We start from the raw sequence: 21,342 nt of genomic DNA, 5'->3' as shown, positions 1-21,342 counted from the left end.
GGGTTTACAGAAGGATGTAATAATAACATTAAAGTGTTAAAGAGAATAAGTTATGGGTTGCGCCATTTTGAACGCTTCAGAGTTCGTATACTTTTATTGAGCAAAAAGAATAGCACTAGCTATTTAAATAGCTAGTGCTAAGAACTTTTTATATGAGTAGCCCCCACATTTGACAAAGAGCCTGACAAAATAATACAAACACAAGAAGAGCACGGCGTGCTCCGAACAAACATTATGAAATACCGTTTGTGAGGAGTATGCCGTGCTCTTCCCTTTTTATCATATTCAATTAAGACCGCCACAAGGCTGCATAGCCTTACAAGTAACGACCCACGAGGCTGCATAGCCTAATTAGTGACGTTTAAATCCCATTTTTTCCATAATGATGAACAGCATAGGGATGATTGCCACTCCAAAGAATGTGGCTGTAATCATACCAAATACTACGGTCACACCCAAGGATGCACGGGCACCAGCACCGGCACCACTTGCCAACATCAACGGCAAACAGCCAATGATGAATGCTAAAGACGTCATCAAGATAGGACGTAAACGAATCTTCGCGGCTTCAATAGCGGCATCTACATAGTTCATCCCTCTTTCATCCACACGAATTTTAGCATATTCGATGATCAAGATCGCATTCTTCGCCGCTAAGCCCACTAATGTAAGCAAGCCAATTTGGAAATAAATATCCAAGGCAAAGAAATGTGTAGATTTCATCATAGCACCAATCATATTGAACAACCATGGACCAAGAACAGCACCAAAGATACCTGTTGGAACAGATAATAATACTGCAAATGGCACTTTCCAAGATTCATACAAGGCAGCCAACACAAGGAATACAAAAACAATACCGAATCCAAAGATAATCAACACCTGAGACCCCGCTTTGATTTCCTCACGAGTTTGTCCACCCCAATCATAAGTATATCCTTGAGGTAATGTGTCTTTCGCCACTGCTTCTAAGGCTTTGATAGCATCACCAGAGCTGACACCTTGTTTTGTATTACCACCGATGCTCACGGCTGGGAAGTTGTTGTATCGCGTTACCACGAAGGCAGAGGTTGTCTTCTGTGGAGTAATATATGTATCTACAGGTACCATTTGACCTGCTGCGTTACGAACAGTCAATAAATGATTCATACTAGGGTCTGTACGGAACTGATTGTCCGCTTGCAACATAACTTTATAGTTTTTACCAAACTTAGTAAAGTCATTTAACTGCATACCTCCATAATACCCTTGTAAAGCAGTATAAATATCTGTTAACGCTACGCCATCACGAGCTGCTCTATCGCGATTCACATCAAAATTATAGGATGGTGTAGCCGTATTGAAAGTCGTATAAATACTGCGAAACTCAGGGCGTTTTCTAGCTTCAGCTAGGAACTGTTCTACTACCGCATTCATTTGTTCTGTTGTATGACCCGCTTTATTGATGAGATACATAGAGAAACCACCTGTATTACCAAGGCCTGGAATGGATGGTGGATTCAATGGAATAATCGTACCTCGTGGATCTTTAGCACCATGGATGAAAGTATTTCGAATTTTCAAACCAAGTTGTTGATCTGGTTGTTTTCTTTCACCCCAATCAGTTAAGGATGTAAAGATAACACCGCCGCTAGTTTGTGCTGCACCCGCTAAGATATCGAAACCAGGTACAGTGATGGTACCATCCATATCTTTATCTTCATTCAAGAAATGACCCAAATCTGTTAACACTTCTTTTGTTCGACTAGAAGTAGCCCCTGGAGGCAAAGACACCGCTACCATAAAGTAACCACTATCTTCTGCTGGCACGAATCCACTAGGAACCATACGCATCATACCAAAGGCCGCTCCTAAGAAAATAGCCAACGCCAACCAAGTAGCCCATAGTCGATTAGACCAACGAGCTAATTGAATACCATATTGGTCAATTCTTCGGTCTAAGAATCCATTAAACCATTCCAAGAATCGCCCCACAATATTAGTAGTGGATTTCGGTGCATGCGGTTTTAACATAACACCACACAAAGCTGGCGTTAATGTCAACGCTACAAAAGCAGAGATAATAACAGAAACCGCTACTGTTAAAGCAAATTGTTTATACAATACACCTGTTAAACCACCCATGAAGGCTACAGGTACGAATACAGAAATCAATACGAAGGCAATACCAATAACAGGACCTTGAACTTTTCCCATAGCTGCTACCGTGGCATCCTTTGGTTTCAACCCGTTGTAACGCATTTCATATTCTACGGCTTCAATTACGACGATAGCGTCATCAACAACAAGTCCGATGGCTAATACCATTGCCAACAAAGTAAGTGTATTAATAGTAAAGCCCATCACCTGGAATGCTGCAAACGTACCAATCAAGGAAACTGGTACTGCAATCATAGGTATGACTGTGGATTGCCATGTTTGCAAGAACAAGTACACAATAATTGCCACTAGAATCAAGGCTTCCACAAATGTTTTGACAACCTCTTTCATCGATGCATTAACAAACTTCGTATTATCTACAATAATGTTTGCTTTCATATCTGGTGGGAAGGATTGCTCTTGCTCAGCGATTACCTTCTTTACTGCATCAATCGTCGTTAATGCATTCGCATCATTAGTCAAGGATACGGCAAACACCGCTACTGGCTTATCATTACCAGTGTCTTTAGAAAAGCTAGTAGCTTCCACCGAATAACTTTGTGCACCTAATTCAACACGAGCCACATCTTTCAGATGTAATAAATTATTCTTCTTATCTTTTTTGATTACAATATTTTCAAATTCTGAAATTTCAGCTAAGCGACCTTGTACTTTTACCGATGTATTAAAAGCTTGATCTTTATCAATAGGATCAGAACCTAGTGCACCAGCTGCGGCCTGTTTATTTTGACTACGGATGGCATTGCTGACATCCCCTACGGTTACCCCATATTTTGACATCTTTGTTGGATCTAACCAAATTCGCATAGCATAGTCAGCACCGAACTCTTGTACTGTACCAACTCCATTTACTGATTGGATAGCATCCATCATATAGTTGGTCGCATAGTTTTTCAAGAATGTTCTGTCATAACTACCATTGGGAGATACCAAGGAGAATACCATGGACATATCGCCAGAAGATTTCGTAGTGGTTACGCCCACCGTTTGTACTTCTGATGGCAAAGATGCTAAAGCACGGGCTACACGATTTTGCACGTTTACCGTATCCATGTCAGCATCAGTTCCTTGTTCAAATTGAACGGTTAAGTTATAAGACCCATCACCTGTACTCGTAGATTTCATATAATCCATATTTTGGACGCCAACGATTTGTTTTTCGATGACTGCAGCTACCGTTTCGCTCACAACCTCAGCATTGGCACCCATATAGGCAGTACGAACCTGTACTTGCGGTGGGGAAATCTGTGGATATCTGTCGATCGGTAGTCTCGATAAGGAAATCAACCCTAGCAATGTAATGATAATAGAGATTACGATAGCAAAGATAGGGCGATGAATAAAGAATTTTGACACAGTATCACCCTAATTACCTTTCTCAATATCTTCCTTAGTTAATAATGTAGCATGTACTTCTGCCCCATTTTTTGCCTTTGTTAAGCCATCTACTACGATTTCATCACCTACTTTTAGGCCTTTTCCATCTTTGGATGGTCGAATAATTGTATATTTACCGCTAGTACCACTTGTTGTAACTGGCACTTGTTCTACTTTACCATCACGGATGACCATAACGAAAGTTTTATCTAACACTTGCAACAAAGCACGAGTTGGCACCAAAATAGCACCTTGAATTGTTTCACCACTAGTAATCACAGATGCATACATATTTGGTAACAACATATGATTTGGATTTGGGAACGCCGCTTTCAAAATCAGCTGACCTGTGCCATTATCTAGATTTTTTGCAGCTTCTACAATATGACCTTTTATGGTACTCATAATTTTATGATTATCATCATAGGTACCATAGATTTCACCATTGGATAGTTTTAGTTCTACCTCACCATCAACAGAACGATGTGCTTTTTTATATTCTAGATATTCTGCTTCACTCATACTAAATTGCACATACACTGGATCTGTAGAGTTCAATGTAACAAGTGCTGTTTGTCCAGCGGTAACAAATGTGCCTAGATCTACATCATCCATTTCCAATGTACCATCAAATGGTGCATATACCACCGTATCTTGTAAATTATTTTCTGCGATACGAATTTGTGCTTCCATCGCTTCTAAAGCCGCACGATTTTGAGCTGCTACACTTGCCTGCGTATCTAATGTTTGACGGGCAATGGCATCTTCATTAGCTAGTGTTTGATATCGTTGTAAATCCACTTGAGAGTTCTGGTAGGCTGCACTAGATCTAGCTGCATTGGCTTGAGCACTAGCTAGGTTTGCTTCATATTGACGTCCATCGAGTCGATACAAAGCTTGACCTGCTTTTACAGTATCCCCGCCTTTCACATATTTTTCTACAACACGACCAGATACATTCGCACGAATAGCAATGGAATTTTGTGCTAATACAGTGCCATTGAAAGATTCTTGCACATTTGTATCTGTAGCTGTGATTTTATAGGAGTTTACCTCTGCTGGACCTTGTCCTGGAGCCTGACCGCCACAACCAGATACAAGTACAAGGGCTGCCAAGCTAGCTGCCACTAAACCATTATACGCTTGTTTTTTCATTCGTTTCACCCTTATTTGTAATACCTTGTAATATGACCGAAATAACTTTTGGCATATATCTATATACATCCTCATGATGAGTTGAACTTTCAAATACAATACGTCGTATCGCACCTTGCAACATCATAATGATAATATCAATATCTATATGTTGAGCAATATAACCCTGCTCTTGCTAATGTACTAAATAGTCGTTAAGTAAGTCCCAATCCTTCTTGAACAAAATATTCATTGTATCTTGTAATTGCGGTATGGATAAAAAGATTTCCTTGAAAGATTCTCCATTAAAGGCCGCATACAAGTTAGAGTGTACTTTAAAATACCGATATAGAACTTCCTCTAAACTTAGACTTTTATTCTTTATAATATTTTCATGCTGCTTGTAAAAGTCTTCCGCACCATGGGCTAAAATGGTTTCTACAATTTCATGTTTAGAACGAAATTGTTCATACAACGTACGTTTACTAATGGTCAGTGCTTTTGCTAAATCATCCATGCGGAATGATATACCTTGCTCTTCAATCATTATTGCCGCCGCTGCTAAAATTTTCTCTTTAACGTTAACCAACATAGCCCTCCTCTCATACTCTTTTTTATATTCATCAAAACTCAAAGCATACTACTCAGTACCATTCTTTAGTTTACTTAAAATAAAAATAAATGTCAAACAAAAATGCCACGTCGTAACGTAGCATTTCTGTAAGAGCAAATTAGTTATCCCATACTTTCGGAATGTAATATTCTGTAAACAATTTAATTGCATAATTATCCGTCAATCCCGCCACATAGTCCACTATATCTTGGTCTATGATGGGATTGTCATGATGAATTTCATGACGGATGGCCTCTGGGTGGTCTTTATAGTACATAAACAAGTGTTTCACCACATAATCTCCTTTATTCCTATCAGGAATTAAGGACGGTGCTCGATAGACCCGTTCAAACATAAAGCGGCGGAAAATATTCATCGTTTCTGTGGCACGATCCGACATAGAAATCACTGGTTGGTCCATCGACGAGGTCACCATATCTGTCACCATAGCGGTAATCATTTTTGAATGGGTATCCCCAAAGACTTGTACTACTTCTTTCGGTAAATCATCTACCCGTAGCATATGTGCTCGTAAGGCATCATCAAAGTCATGACATAAATAGGCAATACGGTCGGCAGTACGTATAATCTGACCTTCTAAAGTAACAGGCATGTGGGATCCTGTATGTCCTAAAATACCGTCTCGGACGGCGGTAGTTAAATTCAACCCGTGTCCATTCTTTTCAATACACTCTACCATGCGTAAACTTTGTTCATTATGATTAAAGTGACCTACCATATCACGAAGAGCATATTCCCCTACATGTCCAAATGGTGTATGTCCCACATCATGTCCCATGGCAATAGCTTCTGTCAAATCTTCATTCAAACGTAAGGCACGAGCGATAGTACGCCCAATTTGGCCTACTTCCAAGGTATGTGTCATACGAGTCCGATAATGGTCACCTGGTGCAATATAGACCTGAGTCTTATGTTTTAACCGACGGAAACATTTGCTGTGCAAAATGCGATCTCGATCTCGTTGAAAGTCCGTCCGATATGCATCTGGTTCATCCTCACGGTCTCGCATTGATTCTTTACTTTTAGCCGCATAGGGACTTAAAATAGTATATTCACGTTCTTCTAGCATTTCACGAATACTCATATGACACCTCCTGACTTAACGCGTTTCCATAACACGATTTTTTTGAATAATTTGCATCACCATACCTGCTGTTTCTTCGATAGATTTATTAGTTACATCAAGTACTGGGCAATGTAACCGTCTCATCACAGTTTTTGCATAATTTAACTCTTCTTCAATACGACTTACATTGGCATAATTCGCATCTGCATGTAACCCCATAGTACGAAGACGTTCCTCACGAATATTATTCAATTTGAAAGGATCAATAATTAACCCTACAATCTTGCGCCCTGGAATTTGGAATAATTCTTCTGGCAAAGGCACTTCCGGCACTAATGGTAAGTTGGCAGCTTTAATTTTTTTGTACGCTAAGAACATAGACAATGGTGTTTTACTAGTGCGAGAAATACCAATGATAACAATATCTGCTTTTTCAAAGCCTTTTGGATTTTTACCATCATCATATTTCACGGCAAATTCAATAGCCTCTACCTTTTTGAAATATTCTTGGTCGAGCTTATGAATCATACCAGGAGCCAATCTAGGCTCTGTATCTGTCATAGTCCCTACTGCATTCATCACAGGGCCCATAATATCTACAGATTGCACCCCTTGTTCTTTACAAGCCCTATCCAAATAGGAGCGAAGGTCTGGTGATACGATGGTATGACAGATGACATGCCCACCGGTAGCGGCTTCTTTTACCACTTCATTGATTTGTAATTCATCATTAATATAAGGCACGCGAACGATATCAATTGTTTCTTTATCATATTGACTTGCCGTAGCACGTGCCACTGATTCAGCTGTTTCCCCTAGGGAGTCAGAAATTGCATAAATAATTTTAGCCATAATTACTCCTATCGTTTTCCACAGTCCCAAAATAAACGTGTTACTGTTGTTTTAGAAATACGACCTACTACACGATATTCTTTGCTTGTCTCTAATAATACCTTATCTACCACCGGTACGCAATCGATTTCAAAATCAATCATTCGTTCCACAGCTTCCACAACAGACATATCTGGATAGGCCACTACCACTTTACTAGTGGGTGTCATGATCATAGAAATAGGCATGGAGTTTAAATCAGACCCTCCCAGAGAGGCACGAAGTAAATCTTTACGAGAGACCACTCCTTTTAATATACCATCATCGCAGATTAAGATAGTTCCTACATCTTCTGTAAACATGGTGACAATTGTGTCATACACAGATGCTGTGGAACTGACTGCTACCACACTTGACATAACTTGTGCCACTGTAAAGCTGCTGATTTCTGCCGCTAAGGGATTATTTGCCACTTTACCAACATAGTAATACCCTACCTTAGGGCGTGCGTCTAAAATACCCATCATCGTTAATACCGTCAAATCTGATCGCAACGCAGACCTCGTTAAGTCCAATTTTGCGGCGATAGCTTTACCAGTGATAGGCCCTTCTTGTTGTACAATTTGCACAATTGATTCTTGTCGTTTTGAAAGATTCATTGTATTACCTTTCTATGAAAAAGGAGGCTCCTTCCAGAGCCCCCTTATGTATTACCAATCTAAAGCTTCTGTATTTTGACGACCTTTACCTGTCAAAGCATCTAGCATAATGCGTTGTTCCAGTTGTGCTACCATTTTTTTAGTAGATACCACAGCATCTGGATTTACAGAAATAGAGTCGATGCCATGACGAACTAAGAACTCACAGAACTCTGGATATACACTTGGCGCTTGTCCACAGATAGATACAGTTTTGCCATCTTTGTGTGCCGTTTCAATTAAATGTTTAATCGCACGTTTCACAGCCAAGTTTCTTTCATCATAAATATGTTGTACTGTTTCGTTATCGCGATCACAACCCAATACGAGCATAGTCAAATCGTTGGAACCGATAGAGTAACCATCTACATATTGATTGAATTGATCCGCCAAGATAATGTTCGCAGGGATTTCAGCCATCAACCATACTTTGAAATCTGCATTACGTTGTAAACCATGTTCTGCCATGATGCGAGTCACTTCAGCTGCTTCATTCACAGTACGGCAGAATGGAATCATGACTTGTAAGTTTTTAAAGCCAAATTCATTGCGCACTTTTTTGATGGCTTCTAGTTCTAACAAGAATGCAGGTGCATAGCGTTCATCATAATAGCGAGAAGCGCCGCGGAATCCCAATAAAGCGCTAGATTCTTCTGGCTCGTACTTGTCGCCACCATTCAAATCACGGTATTCACTAGATTTGAAGTCACTTAAACGCAATACCACTTGTCGAGGTGCTAAAGCTGCACATACTTTACGCATACCTTCTGCTAATGTATCGATAGCAAAGTCACGACGACCAGTTTCGATTAAATGCATTGGGTGTTCATGGATGAACGTAGTCCAAATGAACTCTTCACGCATTAATCCGATACCATCACAAGGTAATACACCATATCTTTCAGCTAAGTCTGGATCACCTAGATTCATGTAGATTTTAGTACCTGTAATCGGTGTTGGCTCTACGTAACGAGCTTCTACTGCAGGTTCTGCCTTTTTAGTAGCATCTTCCAAGATACCATCATAGACAATGCCATTGGTAGCATCTACAGTAATCATTTGACCGTTAGAAATTGTTTTTGTGGCTTCTTCACTGCGAGATTTTGTGCCTACAATACAAGGAATCCCCAACTCACGGCTTACGATAGATGCATGACAAGTCATACCACCAGCATCTGTGACGATAGCCTTTGCCTTCTTCATCGCTGGTACCCAATCAGGTGCGGTCATAGTAGTAACAAGAATTTCTCCTTCTTTAAAATCATCGATGTCTTCTGGATTTTCGATGACATGAGTACGACCTGCTGCTTTACCAGGGCTCGCAGGAAGACCTTTTACAACAATCTTACGTTCTGTGGTAGTCGCTTCCGCCACAGTTTCTTCTTTTTCTTTCTTTTGAGAGAATACAGTTTCTGGACGAGCTTGTAAAATCCATACTTTACCATCACGCTCATCGATGCCCCATTCCATATCCATGTAGCAACCATAATGTTTTTCAATTGCTTTTGCATACGTTGCAAGTTCGATAACTTGTGCATCCGTAATCACTTGAGCACGAGCTTGATCTTCTGAGATTTGAATTTCTTCACAATCTCCATCAGGTTTACGAACTAATGCCACATTTTTATCATTAATCATGCGATCTGTAATTTGCAAAGTCGCTTTGTCTACAGTGAAATTATCTGGCGTCACAGTGCCTTGTACTACATATTCACCAAGGCCCCAAGAACCTTCAATGATGATCGATTTGTCATCTCCATTCATGATGTTCACAGAGAACATAACCCCTGCGGCTTTGGAGTATACCATCATTTGAATGGCTGCAGACAATGCTACCGTCATATGATCGAAACCTTGTTTTACACGATAGTACGTAGCACGGTCTGTGAAAGTAGATGCATAGCATTCCTTTACTTTCGCAATAATCATATCTGCACCGCGAACATTTAAATATGTATCTTGTTGACCCGCAAAGCTAGCATCTGGCAAATCTTCTGCAGTAGCACTCGAACGAACTGCCACGAATGGATTTTCTTCTCCTACTTTACGGGCTAATTCTTCATAGCCCTTACGAATGGCCTCAGCCAATGGAGCTGGCATTTCTTCATCCATAATCATTTGACGCACTTCTGCAGTGACCTTACGTAACAACGCAGAGTTCTCTACATCATGTAATTCTTCCAATTTAGCTTTAATACGTTCCACCAAACCAGTTTCTTCCATGAAATAACGATAGCCATGGGCTGTCGTAGCATAGCCATAAGGAACAGGCACATTCGTAGAAGAAGTCATTTCTCCCAAAGAAGAAGACTTACCACCAACAATATCCACATCCTCACGATGCAATTCATCAAACCAAAGAACATATGCAGTATCACGACTCATGATTCATCCTCCATTAGAAATAGTACTCATAATTTAAGTATATAGTACAACACATATAATAAATAGTCAAGCATAATTTGATGCATATGTGGTGTTCTAATAACCCCAGAGGAACGCAGTTAGACGTAGTAGCCTCGTGGCGGTCCCTTACTACCTAAATCACACAAACACAAGAAGCCCATGGCGTGCTCCTGAACAAACATTATGAAATACCGTTTGAGAAGGAGTATGCCATGGGCTTCCCTTTGCACTATTTAGTTAGAACCGCCACAGGCTACATAGACTAGCAAGAGACGATTTTGATGAATTTCCGTTTCCCAATTTGCAATACCATGCCATCTTTCAATACAATATGCTCTTCACCGCATTTTTCGCCATCAATCTTAAATGCTCCTGCTTTAATGGATCGTCTAGCTTCTCCATTACTTGCTGTTAAACCTGCATCAGATAGCAATTGCGGTACGAAAACAGGTTCTTCTGTAATAGCCACTTTATATTCAGGAATATCTGTTGGCATTGCATGTTTTTGGAATACACGAATAAACTCATCTTGCCCAAAGTTAGCAGCCTCTTCACCATGGTACAAACGAACAATGGTATGAGCCAATTTCATTTTCACATCTCTAGGATGTGCTGCCCCAGATTCTAAATCTTTGCTCAGTTGTTCTTGTTCCTCAATAGACATATCGGTAACAAGCATAAAGTAACGCATCATCAATTCGTCTGGAATAGACATGGCTTTACCATACATTTCAGAAGGAGCCTCGCTAATACCAATATAGTTGCCAAGGGATTTACTCATTTTTTGAACCCCATCAAGGCCTTCTAAAATCGGCATCGTGATGATCGTTTGCTCTGGCATGCCTTCTTCGCCTTGTAGATGACGACCCATCAACAAGTTGAAAGTTTGGTCAGTACCACCAAATTCCACATCAGCTTTCAAAGCAATAGAATCATACCCTTGCATCAATGGATACATAAACTCATGAATGCTAATTGGTCGACCTTCTGTGTATCGTTTATGAAAATCATCACGTTCTAACATACGAGCTACTGTATATTTCGATGCCAATTTTAATACATCGGCAAAGTCTAATTTACTCAACCATTCACTATTAAAACGAACTTCTGTTTTTTCAGGATCTAAGACCTTAAAAATTTGTTCTTGGTATGTTTTCGCATTAGTCACAACCTGTTCTTCCGTCAATGGAGGACGTGTTACACTTTTACCAGTTGGGTCACCGATACGAGCCGTAAAGTCACCAATAAGGATGATGACTCTATGACCAAAATCTTGGAATAGTTTCAACTTACGCAATACTACAGTATGACCTAAATGGATATCTGGAGCTGTTGGATCCAAGCCTAATTTAACAATCAATGGCGTATTAGTAGCCACGGATTTTTCTAATTTCTTTTTAAATTCATCTTCCGGTAAAAGATCAGCTACCCCATGAGAGATGAGGCGAAACTGCTCTGCTGCGCTAATCATAAGTATCTCCTATATTACTGTGAACTTTTAGAGGATTTAGGAGTAATAACGGGGTCTTTCCCTTTATTACTTTTTGATTTAGAAGGGCTTTCATCATTGGATGTTGTACCATCATCGTTATCTAAATCTCCATCTCCATCTTTCTTATCTTTATCTTTTTTATCTTTGTCATCTTTTTTCTTATCTGTAGCTGGGTTTGTATTACCCGCATAGGCCTCTGGTCCTACCCCATCTGGCACGGTAAAGTTTGATGCAGGTGTATCAGCTAAGGCTGCTTGCATATATTGTCTCCAGATAATCGCTGGCGTTTGAGCCCCTGTGGTACCATGTAATGTTTCAGAACCACTATCGTCACCCATCCAAACAACTGTGACTAAATCAGGCGTATATCCAGCAAACCAAGCATCTTTTTCTTCGTCTGTAGTTCCCGTTTTACCTGCTGCAGGACGTCCAAAGTAAGCATTACCACCAGTACCATATTTAATACCAGATTCTAGCATATTCGTCATTATGTAGGCGTATTTAGGTTCTACTACACGAGTTTCTTCAATGGATGATTCTTCTACAATATTGTTATTGCGGTCTACAATTTTTGTAATTGCCACTGGTTTAACTTTCACACCATTATTGGCAAGAACACCGTACGCCACAGCCATGTCTATTGGTGTCACACCTTTTGTTAAACCACCTAAGGCTACGGCTAAGTTATCATCCCCTTTTTTATCCAATGTGGTAATACCCATTTTTTCTGCTAAGTCTAGCACGTTGGACATACCCACTTTATCAGCTGCCAATACAGCTACTATGTTATTGGAATGAGCCACAGCATTACGCATCGTCATGGCACCGTAGTGTTTACGCGAATAGTTGTGCGGTTTCCAACCATGGAACTCCAACGGTTTATCCACATACACAGTACCTGGATTATCACCATGTTTAAGTGCTACTAAGTACACAAATGGCTTGAAAGATGAGCCTGGTTGACGTACCGCCATAGTAGCGCGATTAAAAGAGTCATTTCCTCTACCCCCAACCATAGCCACAATATGTCCATCATGAGGGTTGATAGAAATCAATGCCCCTTGTGGCTGGCGTAAACCATTTGCATCAGTATAATAATCCGGCAAGTTTTCCATCGCTTTTTCTGCTGCACGTTGTGCTTTCATGTCAATGGTGGTATAGATTTTCATACCTTCTTTATAAATCGCATTATCACCATAGCGTTCCGACACTTCATTGATTACATAGTTAATAAAGTATCCCATACTACCATATCCATTAGAGGATTGCGGTTTATCTAGCAAATGTATATCAGCATTCTTTGCCTCTTCTGCTTCGCCCTGTGACAAATATTCATATTTTACCATCTGTCCTAATACAACAGCTTGACGTGCTTTTGCAGCCTTAAGATTATTAAATGGAGAATAATAATTAGGACTTTGTGGCAAGCCTGCTAGAATTGCCATTTGCGCTAGCGATAAATCTTGTACATCTTTACCAAAATAAACATGAGATGCAGTTTGCACTCCATACGCACCTTGACCAAAGTAAATTTGGTTCATATACATTTCTAGAATTTCATCTTTGGTATAGCGTTGTTCAATACGTAAAGCCAATAAAGCTTCCATAATCTTTCGTTTGAAAGTACGATCTTGGGTTAGGAATGCATTTCTAGCTAATTGTTGGGTAATCGTAGAACCACCTTCTGTCACACCATCGTGAACAATATTAACCCATATAGCACGCAAGATACCAATAGGGTCGATACCGTGATGACTATAAAAACGATTATCTTCTGTAGCAATAAACGCATTTTGAAGTTTCTTAGGAATCGTAGCCAACTTGACTGGTACACGATTTTCCTCTGAATGAACAGTAGTGATCAAATCTCCATTGGCATCATAAATTTGAGATGATGCCGCAGGTTTTACATTCGCTACATCAGGCAAAGAAGACATGGTGGCACCTAAAAATCCACACCCTGCTCCTGCAACAATTAATATAAATAAGATGAAGAATAACCAAAAGGAACGTTTCCATGATGATTTTTTCTTCACTGGTTTCTTTTTGACAACTCGTCTCCTCGGAGGAATTGCTCTTGATGAACTAGGATTCATATGTCACCTCTCTAAAGCTCTTTATTTCCTATAGAACACCCTTAATTATACTCTATTTGCTGATGTTTGTACAAATCGAATTCCTCTAAACCCTACTATAGGATAACCGTTGTAGCACCTGCACCACCCTCGTCTAAACTAGCTAGGTCATAACTTTTAATTCCTGGTAAGGTTCGTAAATAATCATGAACCCCCGCACGTAATGCTCCCGTTCCTTTGCCATGAACGATACGAACTGAATTTAATCCGGCTAGTATGGCTTGGTCAATAAAACGTCCTACTTCTACAATGGCTTCATCCACAGTCTTTCCAATGATATTAAGTTCTGTCGATGCTTGTTGTTGACGAATCACAGCCATACCAGAACGTTTGCGTTGACGATTGGACATAGGTACAGGATTTTCTTTACGTAATAAAGCACTAGCTTCCTCACGAGTGGCTGCTAATAGATCTTTTTCTTTCACAGTCACCGTAAGTCCATTCATATCCACTTGAATCCGTTTCCCTTGGATCACCAATATAGTGCCTATGGATTGTAGGTTGTCTAGAAATACCACATCTCCCACTTTTACCTTAGTCACATCTAAGCGTTCTCGTTTTTCCACAACACCTGTAGGAACAGATACATTAGAAACACCTTTTCTAGCTTTAGAAATCGCATCCTGACGTTTTTGTTTATCTGTTTCATGGAAAGAACCTTTTAACTCTTTAATGATTTGTTCACTTTCAATACGAACAGAACGTTTCATATTTTGCGCTTCTTCGCGAGCTTTTTCTAAGATGACCTTTTTCTTATCTTGTAACGCTTTTTTATCGCGCATCACTTGCGTGCGCATGCGACGAACTTCTTCTTGTTCTTTTTTCAAAGCTCGTTCTCGCTCTTGCGTTTTCCTAAGCTCTTGGTTTAACTCGCGGAGCATATCTTCCATAGCACTACGTCCGTTTAATTCCCATTGTTTGCGAGCTAAGTCCACCACCTCTTGGGGTAATCCTAAGCGAGCTGCAATACTAAGGGCATGTGAACTACCTGCTACACCAATATGTAAACGATATGTGGGACGTAAAGTTCTTTCATCAAACTCCACATGACCATTTTCGACACCCTCCGTTTGATAGGCATAGGTTTTGAGCTCATTATAGTGGGTACTCACCATCATGAGTGCCCCCTTTTTACGGAAGTATTCAATGATAGCAATCCCTAATGCACTCCCTTCCTCTGGATCTGTACCAGACCCCAACTCATCAAGAAGCACTAAATCATTGGGACCCACCCTTTTTAAAATTCCAATCACTTGTGTCATATGAGCTGAAAAAGTACTCAAGCTGGCTTCAATGCTTTGTTCATCTCCAATGTCTGCATAGATATGGTGAAAAATTGGTAACGTAGACCCACTGTCCGCTGGAATACATAATCCACTCTGGTTCATCAATGCCAATAGCCCCAAAGTCTTTAACGATACCGTTTTACCACCAGTGTTAGAACCGGTAATCAGCAAAATGCGATATTTCGTCCCCAACGTAATGGTAGTAGGCACGACTACATTAGGAGCGAGCATAGGGTGGCGAGCTTGTAGTAGGTTTACCTCTCGACCTTGACTAATCGTGGCACGGACAGCTTTCATCCGTATGGCTAATTCTGCTTTTCCATAGACAAATTCTACATGGGATACACGTTTACAAGCATCCAATAATGTATCTGCATGAGCTCGTACGAGTTCTGTTAATTCTTTATAGATACGAAGTACTTCTTGTTCTTCTGCCAAGGTAGCTTCCTGCAATTCATTATTTAAGTCCACTAATCGCATGGGCTCAATATATAAAGTGGCACCTGTCGCAGATCTGTCATGGATAAGACCAGGAAATGCTCCTCGATATTCTTGTTTTACAGGAATGACGTAGCGATTATTACGCATAGTAACAATGGCTTCTTGAAAATATTTTTGATTATCCTTGTCCTGCAATATTCTTTGTAAGTCATTTTTGATAGTATTTTTGGTGCGGCTCATGGTCATACGCAACTGTTGTAGTTTGGGTGTAGCGCTATCCAATAACACACCGTAGGCATCAAAAGTTCGTTCAAATCGCTTAGTCAGCTTATCATGACTTGGCAAATCCTGTACCCACAAAGATAGTAATGGGTAGAGCAAATACTTTTCTTTAAAAAAACGATGCATTCGATTATATGCCAAGATAGTGGTATGCAAGTCCCAAAGTTCTTCACGAGTCAAAATAATTTCTTTGCGACTTTTCGTACAAGTTGTGCGAATATCTTTCGTGCCACTGATGGGTTGCTCCACTTCTTGCTCTAAAGAGCGCATAGCTTCCACTGTTTCATCTAGAGCATCTTCAATTTTTTGACGGTTGTGCATCGGTTGCAAATTTAGTGCATATTCTTTAGCTATCGCAGAAGAACACACATCTGCTAGCTTTTGCCGTATATGTTGAAAGTCTAAGATTTGTTCACTATTCATTATGATTCCCCTAAAATTCCTTTAAAAAAGTGCCCCCGTGTGATATGAGTAGCTCCCTCTTTGCTTGGTGCTTTCATAGACCCCTCTAGTAACTGATGATACATACTCACCTCGTTAACAATCCATTGAGGGCTTCGTTGTCTTCCATCAATGATTAGACGTTGTAATCCAGAACGACGCAAATCATCGATATAGCTTTTCATGTCTAACTCACGACTATTCATGATATGAGTGCGACAGAAGGGATCTGTATAGATAGGGAACACTTCCCCTTTTCTATCCTGTAACGCATAGTCTCGTTTCGTACACACTAATGGACAACCCCGTTTATAGCCAGTACCTGCAAAACTACTGATAGGACAATATTCCGAAATCATCAATTCTACACGACCCTGCACAATAGCTCCAATAGGCATAATATTTTTACTCGCCATTGTATTCATTTGATGCAAGGTAGCTTCTAAGGATACGTTGGTAGTAGTAAACCCTAAATCTTTCAAGATACTTAAGGTATGCGAGTTGAACGTTTGTAATCCTGTATCACCTTCCACAATTCCTTTATATCCCAGTTGATGTAATACTTCTAAAGCGCCCAAGAAATGGACTCGAATCCCATCGGGCTTTGCTTGTACCATATAGGACAGCATATCTCTGAAAGCTGTGCTTTCATTATCCTTGATTACCCTTGGGGTACTGAAGATAATATCTTTCTTAGCATCTCGACAAAGCTGTACAATCTCCTCATAAGCGGTCTGAGTCACGGGGATTCTGTGTAATGGATCTCCAAATACAATGCGGTCCACTGGTGTCTTGACTGCCTGCTGAACACTTTCTACAGAATCCACTAGGATTTCTAAGTATTTTGTATCAGATTCTAAGGTAGAAATTTGAGTAAATCCTAACACTTGACCTACGGATTTAGTCATGTCTCCTAGTAATTCCATGCCATGCGGCAAATTCTTTTTACGAGTTTCCCAGGATTCTACGTATTGACCGATAAGCAGTTCTTCCATAGCTTCTACAGCACTTCTACGAAGGTTATTTAAGACACTGCTAGGCCACATAAAAAGCCCATCTGGAACCGTTACATGATCTAAATCAAATAATGTATTTCCTAAACGGCCTAATTGTTCCATAATTTTATCCGTTGACGTGGGTTTGTTATTAGCTATTTGTAATACATATTCATCAGTAACCGTAACCGTTTGACCAGACTCTAACATCATTGTCAATGAAACAGTACTACCTTCTTCGCCATATAAGAACATATAGGTTTTGTATTTACGAGTAAAATCTTTCAATCCCCGCTGTTTTGTATATCCACCTTGACTGGCACGGTATACCTTGCCAGATTCCATATTTTCAGTAAGAGGAATCTTGTAAACACCACGTTGGCTTATCATATCTGCAGAAACTGTAATATAGTGCACATCACCGGTATGGGAAATCACCTTCAGTAAATCTCCCACATTGATTATTTCTGTAGTTTCTATCGTTAAGGTACGTCCTTTGACATGCCCTTTCCCAAGGTATTTACCCAAATGGTTAGGAGCACTAATAGTCATCATGGACTTAGAGCCATTATTTTCTAAATAGGCAGTAGAAAACCCACGATTGAATCCTTCTTCTAAACGAGCAAAATCAGCCTCTGTGGCTTGTCCAGATCTATCGATAATAGTCCGATATGTACCGATCACTTCATGCACATAGGATACCTTTTTCATGCGTCCTTCTACTTTGAATGAAGCGACACCTGCTTCGATAAGCTCTTTCATATATGCACTATAGTTCAAGTCCTTAGGGCTCATGATATAAGTCTCTTTATCATGGGTAATTTGTTCACCATCTAAGGAAACCAGTTGATAAGGTAACCGACAAGGCTGTGCACAAGAACCTCTATTTCCACTGCGTCCACCAATAAAGCTACTCATCAAACATTGTCCAGAATAAGAAATGCAAAGAGCTCCATGAATAAAGACTTCAATTTCAGCCTTCGCATGTGCACAGATATGGCGGATCTCATCTAGGCTCAGTTCCCTAGATAGAACCACTCGTGTAAATCCCAATCGTTCTAAAAATTGTACAGTCTCCAAATTAGCAGCTGTCATTTGCGTACTACCATGTAATTCTAAGGTAGGTGCTACTTGTCGTGAAATTCTTGCAACGCCAAGATCTTGCACAATAATACCATCTACACCGATGTGTTCTAACTCACGTAAGTGCTCTGCCAAGGCTTTGCTTTCACGGTCACCTACTAGAATATTCACGGTTACATAAATACCTACTTGTAATATATGTGCTAAACGTAATGCTTCTCGTAGCTCATCATAGTCAAAATTTCCTGCATGTGAGCGCGCATTAAATACTTTACCGCCTAAATAAATGGCATCAGCCCCTGCCTCAAGGGCTGCCATGAAGTTTTCCATTGTCCCTGCTGGGGCTAATAATTCCATCATAACTCCTTATAATAAATCGGTCATCCCTGAAAGAGATGACCGATTCTATACATCCCGTAGGATTTGCGTTCTATCGTAATGTACAACCTTTGTCAGCTAATCTTGCTAAAATCGCTTGGATTCTATCATCAATATCAGCATCTACCAATGTTCCTTCATGAGAACGGAAAGATAACGTATAGGCTAAGCTTCGATATCCTTCTTGAATATGTTCTCCTTCATATACATCAAAGATACGAACAGTTTCTATATACTGGCCGCCTTCTTCTTGCATCACTGCCAAGATGTCACCCGCTTGTACTGTGTTTGGTGCCACAATGGCCAAGTCACGGCTTGTACCTGGGAATTTAGAAATACCTGTGAAAGAAATTCCTTTGCGGTTCAGTTGTAACAATGCTTCTAAATCCATTTCAAATAAATATGCTTTACCACTAATGTCATAATGACTTGCTACTTGTGGATGTAATTCACCAAAGCGTACGATTTCAACACCCTCTACGGAGATACTAGCACTCACACCTGGATGTAAATAATGTTCTTTGCTACGGCTGATTGCATACTCTTCAACACCAAGATTTGCTAATACAGATTCAATAATACCTTTTAGATCATAGAAATCTACATTTCTAGCCGGTACATTCCATTCTTGGCGATCCCATTTGCCTAAAATAACTCCCGCTGCCATCATGCGTTCTTTTGGCAATTCTGTAAGTGGCAATGCCTTAGGTTCATACACAGCAGCCACTTCAAAAACTGCTAAATCTAAATTCTTTTGCGCTACATTGCGTTTTGCAGTTTCCAACACGCTAGGCACCAATGTAGTACGCATCACTGGGAATTCCTCTGAAATAGGATTCAGAATAGGAATCGCTTGATGTCTGCTATCTGTTTCAGGAATCAACAAATCTTGTAAACTATCTTTATGCATGAAACTGAAAGTAATAATTTCATCTAATCCAGCAGCTGCTAAGCTGTGTTTCACATCATGTACCAAAGCATGCATTGGCGACACAGTACCAGTTTGGATACGTGCCAATGGTGTCGTTGGTTGAATTTCATCATAATTATGAATACGTGCCACTTCTTCCGCAATATCTGGCATACCTGTTACATCATCACGCCAAGATGGAACCGTAGCGGCTAATAGGTCACCTTCTTGTTCCACTGTGAAAGATAAAGTACGCAAAATGCTAATTATTTCTGCTTCATCGATATCAGTTCCTAAGTACGCATTGACAGCTGTGCTTGTGAAAGACACTGTGCGCACTTCTTTCGGTGTTGCGTACACGTCGATAACGCCTTTTGCTACTGTAGAACCTGGTGTGATTTCCAACAACAATTGAGCAGCTCTATCTAATGCTAACGGAGTCATTTCACTATTCACACCGCGCTCAAAACGACCAGAGGCTTCAGACCGCAAGCCTAATGCACGAGACGTGCGGCGAATAGAGGCACCATTGAATACAGCAGCTTCTAATACTACTGTTGTTGTTGCATTGGACACTTCGCTATCAGCACCACCCATGACGCCAGCAACCCCTACAGGACGAGTAGCATCAGCGATAACAAGCATAGTATCTGTTAATGTACGATCATTGCTATCTAAGGTTTGAATCACTTCGCCTGCTGTTGCTTTGCGAGCCACTAAACTATGTCCATGTAGATGATCATAGTCGTACGCATGCATTGGTTGACCTAACTCCAACATCACATAGTTCGTTACGTCCACCACATTATTGATAGGACGAATGCCGCAATTGCGCAAACGATTTTGCAACCATAATGGAGATTTTTGAACTGTTACATTTTCAATCAAGCGTCCCATAAAACGAGAGCACAACTCAGTGTCGTCAATAGAGATATTCAAACGACCTTCAATAGACGCCCCTTCTTCTGGTACTGTTACCTCTGGGAAAGTAGTTTCTGACTTACCTAATACGGCAAATTCTCGGCTTAGGCCCACCATGGAGAAACAATCTGCACGATTTGGTGTTAGTTCAAATTCGTACACTACATCAGTAAGACCTAACACTTCTTTTACATCTTGTCCAATAGCTGTACCCTCAGGGAAGATATAAATACCAGTCGCTTCTTCTGGTAACACTACATCGGTAGATAAACCGAACTCCGCTACAGAACAGAACATGCCTTCCGACACTTCTCCACGAAGTTTGCCTTTTTTAATTTCTGTACCATCTGCTAAACGAGATTTATGGTACGCTACAGGAACAATTTGTCCCACTGCCACATTAGTAGCAGCTGTTACGATTTGTTTCGTAACCGGCTCCCCTTCTTCTGTTAAGCATTCTACTTGGCACACTTGTAATTTATCTGCATCAGGATGTTTCGTAATTTCTACGATTTTTCCTGTGTATATCTTTTTAATACCTGTATCACAGTGGATCACTTCCTCCACTGGAATACCTGCTTGTGTTAAGGCATCTGCAAACTCTTGAGGGTTCTCGCCAATATTCACAGATACATAGTCTTTCATCCATTGTAAACTAGCTTTCACGATAAC

The 21,342-nt window shown here is 40.3% G+C and carries 13 protein-coding genes; 1 reads left to right on the top strand and 12 read right to left on the bottom strand.

What is annotated here, in order from left to right; translation table 11 throughout:
- The coding region (locus EO117_RS00830) for a transposase (RefSeq protein ID WP_164727450.1) at positions 1–135 on the top strand (135 nt) is incomplete at its 5' end.
- A gap of 216 nt (positions 136–351) precedes the next feature.
- Here EO117_RS00830 and EO117_RS00825 read toward each other — a convergent pair.
- The 12 genes from EO117_RS00825 to pheT all read right to left on the bottom strand — a co-directional run bounded on the left by EO117_RS00825 (position 352) and on the right by pheT (position 21,336).
- Positions 352–3,516: an efflux RND transporter permease subunit gene (locus EO117_RS00825; protein WP_126938660.1), complete on the bottom strand. Its 3,165-nt coding sequence runs from the start codon at positions 3,514–3,516 to the stop codon at positions 352–354.
- 9 nt (positions 3,517–3,525) lie between these two features.
- The gene (locus EO117_RS00820) at positions 3,526–4,692 is read right to left on the bottom strand and encodes an efflux RND transporter periplasmic adaptor subunit (protein WP_126938659.1); all 1,167 of its coding nucleotides are present in this window, start codon (positions 4,690–4,692) and stop codon (positions 3,526–3,528) included.
- 175 nt (positions 4,693–4,867) lie between these two features.
- On the bottom strand, positions 4,868–5,263 hold the full coding sequence (locus tag EO117_RS00815) for a TetR/AcrR family transcriptional regulator (RefSeq protein WP_126938658.1): 396 nt from the start codon (positions 5,261–5,263) through the stop codon (positions 4,868–4,870).
- Between the two features lie 139 nt (positions 5,264–5,402).
- A complete protein-coding gene (locus EO117_RS00810; protein WP_126938657.1) occupies positions 5,403–6,389 on the bottom strand; it encodes a deoxyguanosinetriphosphate triphosphohydrolase in 987 nt (328 codons plus the stop codon).
- Positions 6,390–6,404: 15 nt separating this feature from the next.
- Entirely contained in the window at positions 6,405–7,226 is an 822-nt protein-coding gene (locus EO117_RS00805) for a pyruvate, water dikinase regulatory protein (RefSeq protein WP_206168577.1), read from the bottom strand.
- 5 nt (positions 7,227–7,231) lie between these two features.
- Positions 7,232–7,861: a CBS domain-containing protein gene (locus EO117_RS00800; protein ID WP_126938655.1), complete on the bottom strand. Its 630-nt coding sequence runs from the start codon at positions 7,859–7,861 to the stop codon at positions 7,232–7,234.
- A 51-nt stretch (positions 7,862–7,912) separates the two neighbouring features.
- Positions 7,913–10,285, bottom strand: coding sequence for a phosphoenolpyruvate synthase (gene ppsA, locus EO117_RS00795; protein WP_126938654.1), 2,373 nt, complete (start codon positions 10,283–10,285; stop codon positions 7,913–7,915).
- A gap of 283 nt (positions 10,286–10,568) precedes the next feature.
- Positions 10,569–11,777: a tyrosine--tRNA ligase gene (gene tyrS, locus EO117_RS00790; RefSeq protein WP_126938653.1), complete on the bottom strand. Its 1,209-nt coding sequence runs from the start codon at positions 11,775–11,777 to the stop codon at positions 10,569–10,571.
- Positions 11,778–11,791: 14 nt separating this feature from the next.
- Entirely contained in the window at positions 11,792–13,894 is a 2,103-nt protein-coding gene (locus EO117_RS00785) for a transglycosylase domain-containing protein (RefSeq protein WP_126938652.1), read from the bottom strand.
- A gap of 95 nt (positions 13,895–13,989) precedes the next feature.
- Positions 13,990–16,365, bottom strand: coding sequence for an endonuclease MutS2 (locus EO117_RS00780; RefSeq protein ID WP_126938651.1), 2,376 nt, complete (start codon positions 16,363–16,365; stop codon positions 13,990–13,992).
- Positions 16,365–18,818 carry a DUF3656 domain-containing protein gene (locus EO117_RS00775; RefSeq protein WP_126938650.1) on the bottom strand — a complete coding sequence of 818 codons (2,454 nt, stop codon included), beginning with the start codon at positions 18,816–18,818 and terminating at the stop codon, positions 16,365–16,367. The genes EO117_RS00780 and EO117_RS00775 overlap by 1 nt, the downstream gene beginning before the upstream one ends.
- A gap of 73 nt (positions 18,819–18,891) precedes the next feature.
- The gene (pheT, locus tag EO117_RS00770; RefSeq protein WP_126938649.1) at positions 18,892–21,336 is read right to left on the bottom strand and encodes a phenylalanine--tRNA ligase subunit beta; all 2,445 of its coding nucleotides are present in this window, start codon (positions 21,334–21,336) and stop codon (positions 18,892–18,894) included.
- Between the last annotated feature and the right edge of the window lie 6 nt (positions 21,337–21,342).

This window comes from Veillonella sp. VA142 (assembly GCF_003992135.1).
In the GTDB taxonomy this organism is placed as follows: Bacteria; Bacillota; Negativicutes; order Veillonellales; family Veillonellaceae; genus F0422.
Note: the sequence above shows the minus strand (reverse complement) of the source record. Positions and strands in the feature narration are given on the sequence as shown.

Excerpts from the sequence above, each read along its gene's own strand:
- EO117_RS00815 (WP_126938658.1), bottom strand. The coding sequence starts at position 5,263 with ATGTTGGTTAACGTTAAAGAGAAAATTTTAGCAGCGGCGGCAATAATG.
- EO117_RS00810 (WP_126938657.1), bottom strand. The coding sequence starts at position 6,389 with ATGAGTATTCGTGAAATGCTAGAAGAACGTGAATATACTATTTTAAGT.
- tyrS (WP_126938653.1), bottom strand. The coding sequence starts at position 11,777 with ATGATTAGCGCAGCAGAGCAGTTTCGCCTCATCTCTCATGGGGTAGCT.
- EO117_RS00785 (WP_126938652.1), bottom strand. The coding sequence starts at position 13,894 with ATGAATCCTAGTTCATCAAGAGCAATTCCTCCGAGGAGACGAGTTGTC.
- ppsA (WP_126938654.1), bottom strand. The coding sequence starts at position 10,285 with ATGAGTCGTGATACTGCATATGTTCTTTGGTTTGATGAATTGCATCGT.
- EO117_RS00800 (WP_126938655.1), bottom strand. The coding sequence starts at position 7,861 with ATGAATCTTTCAAAACGACAAGAATCAATTGTGCAAATTGTACAACAA.
- EO117_RS00775 (WP_126938650.1), bottom strand. The coding sequence starts at position 18,818 with ATGGAATTATTAGCCCCAGCAGGGACAATGGAAAACTTCATGGCAGCC.
- EO117_RS00780 (WP_126938651.1), bottom strand. The coding sequence starts at position 16,365 with ATGAATAGTGAACAAATCTTAGACTTTCAACATATACGGCAAAAGCTA.
- EO117_RS00820 (WP_126938659.1), bottom strand. The coding sequence starts at position 4,692 with ATGAAAAAACAAGCGTATAATGGTTTAGTGGCAGCTAGCTTGGCAGCC.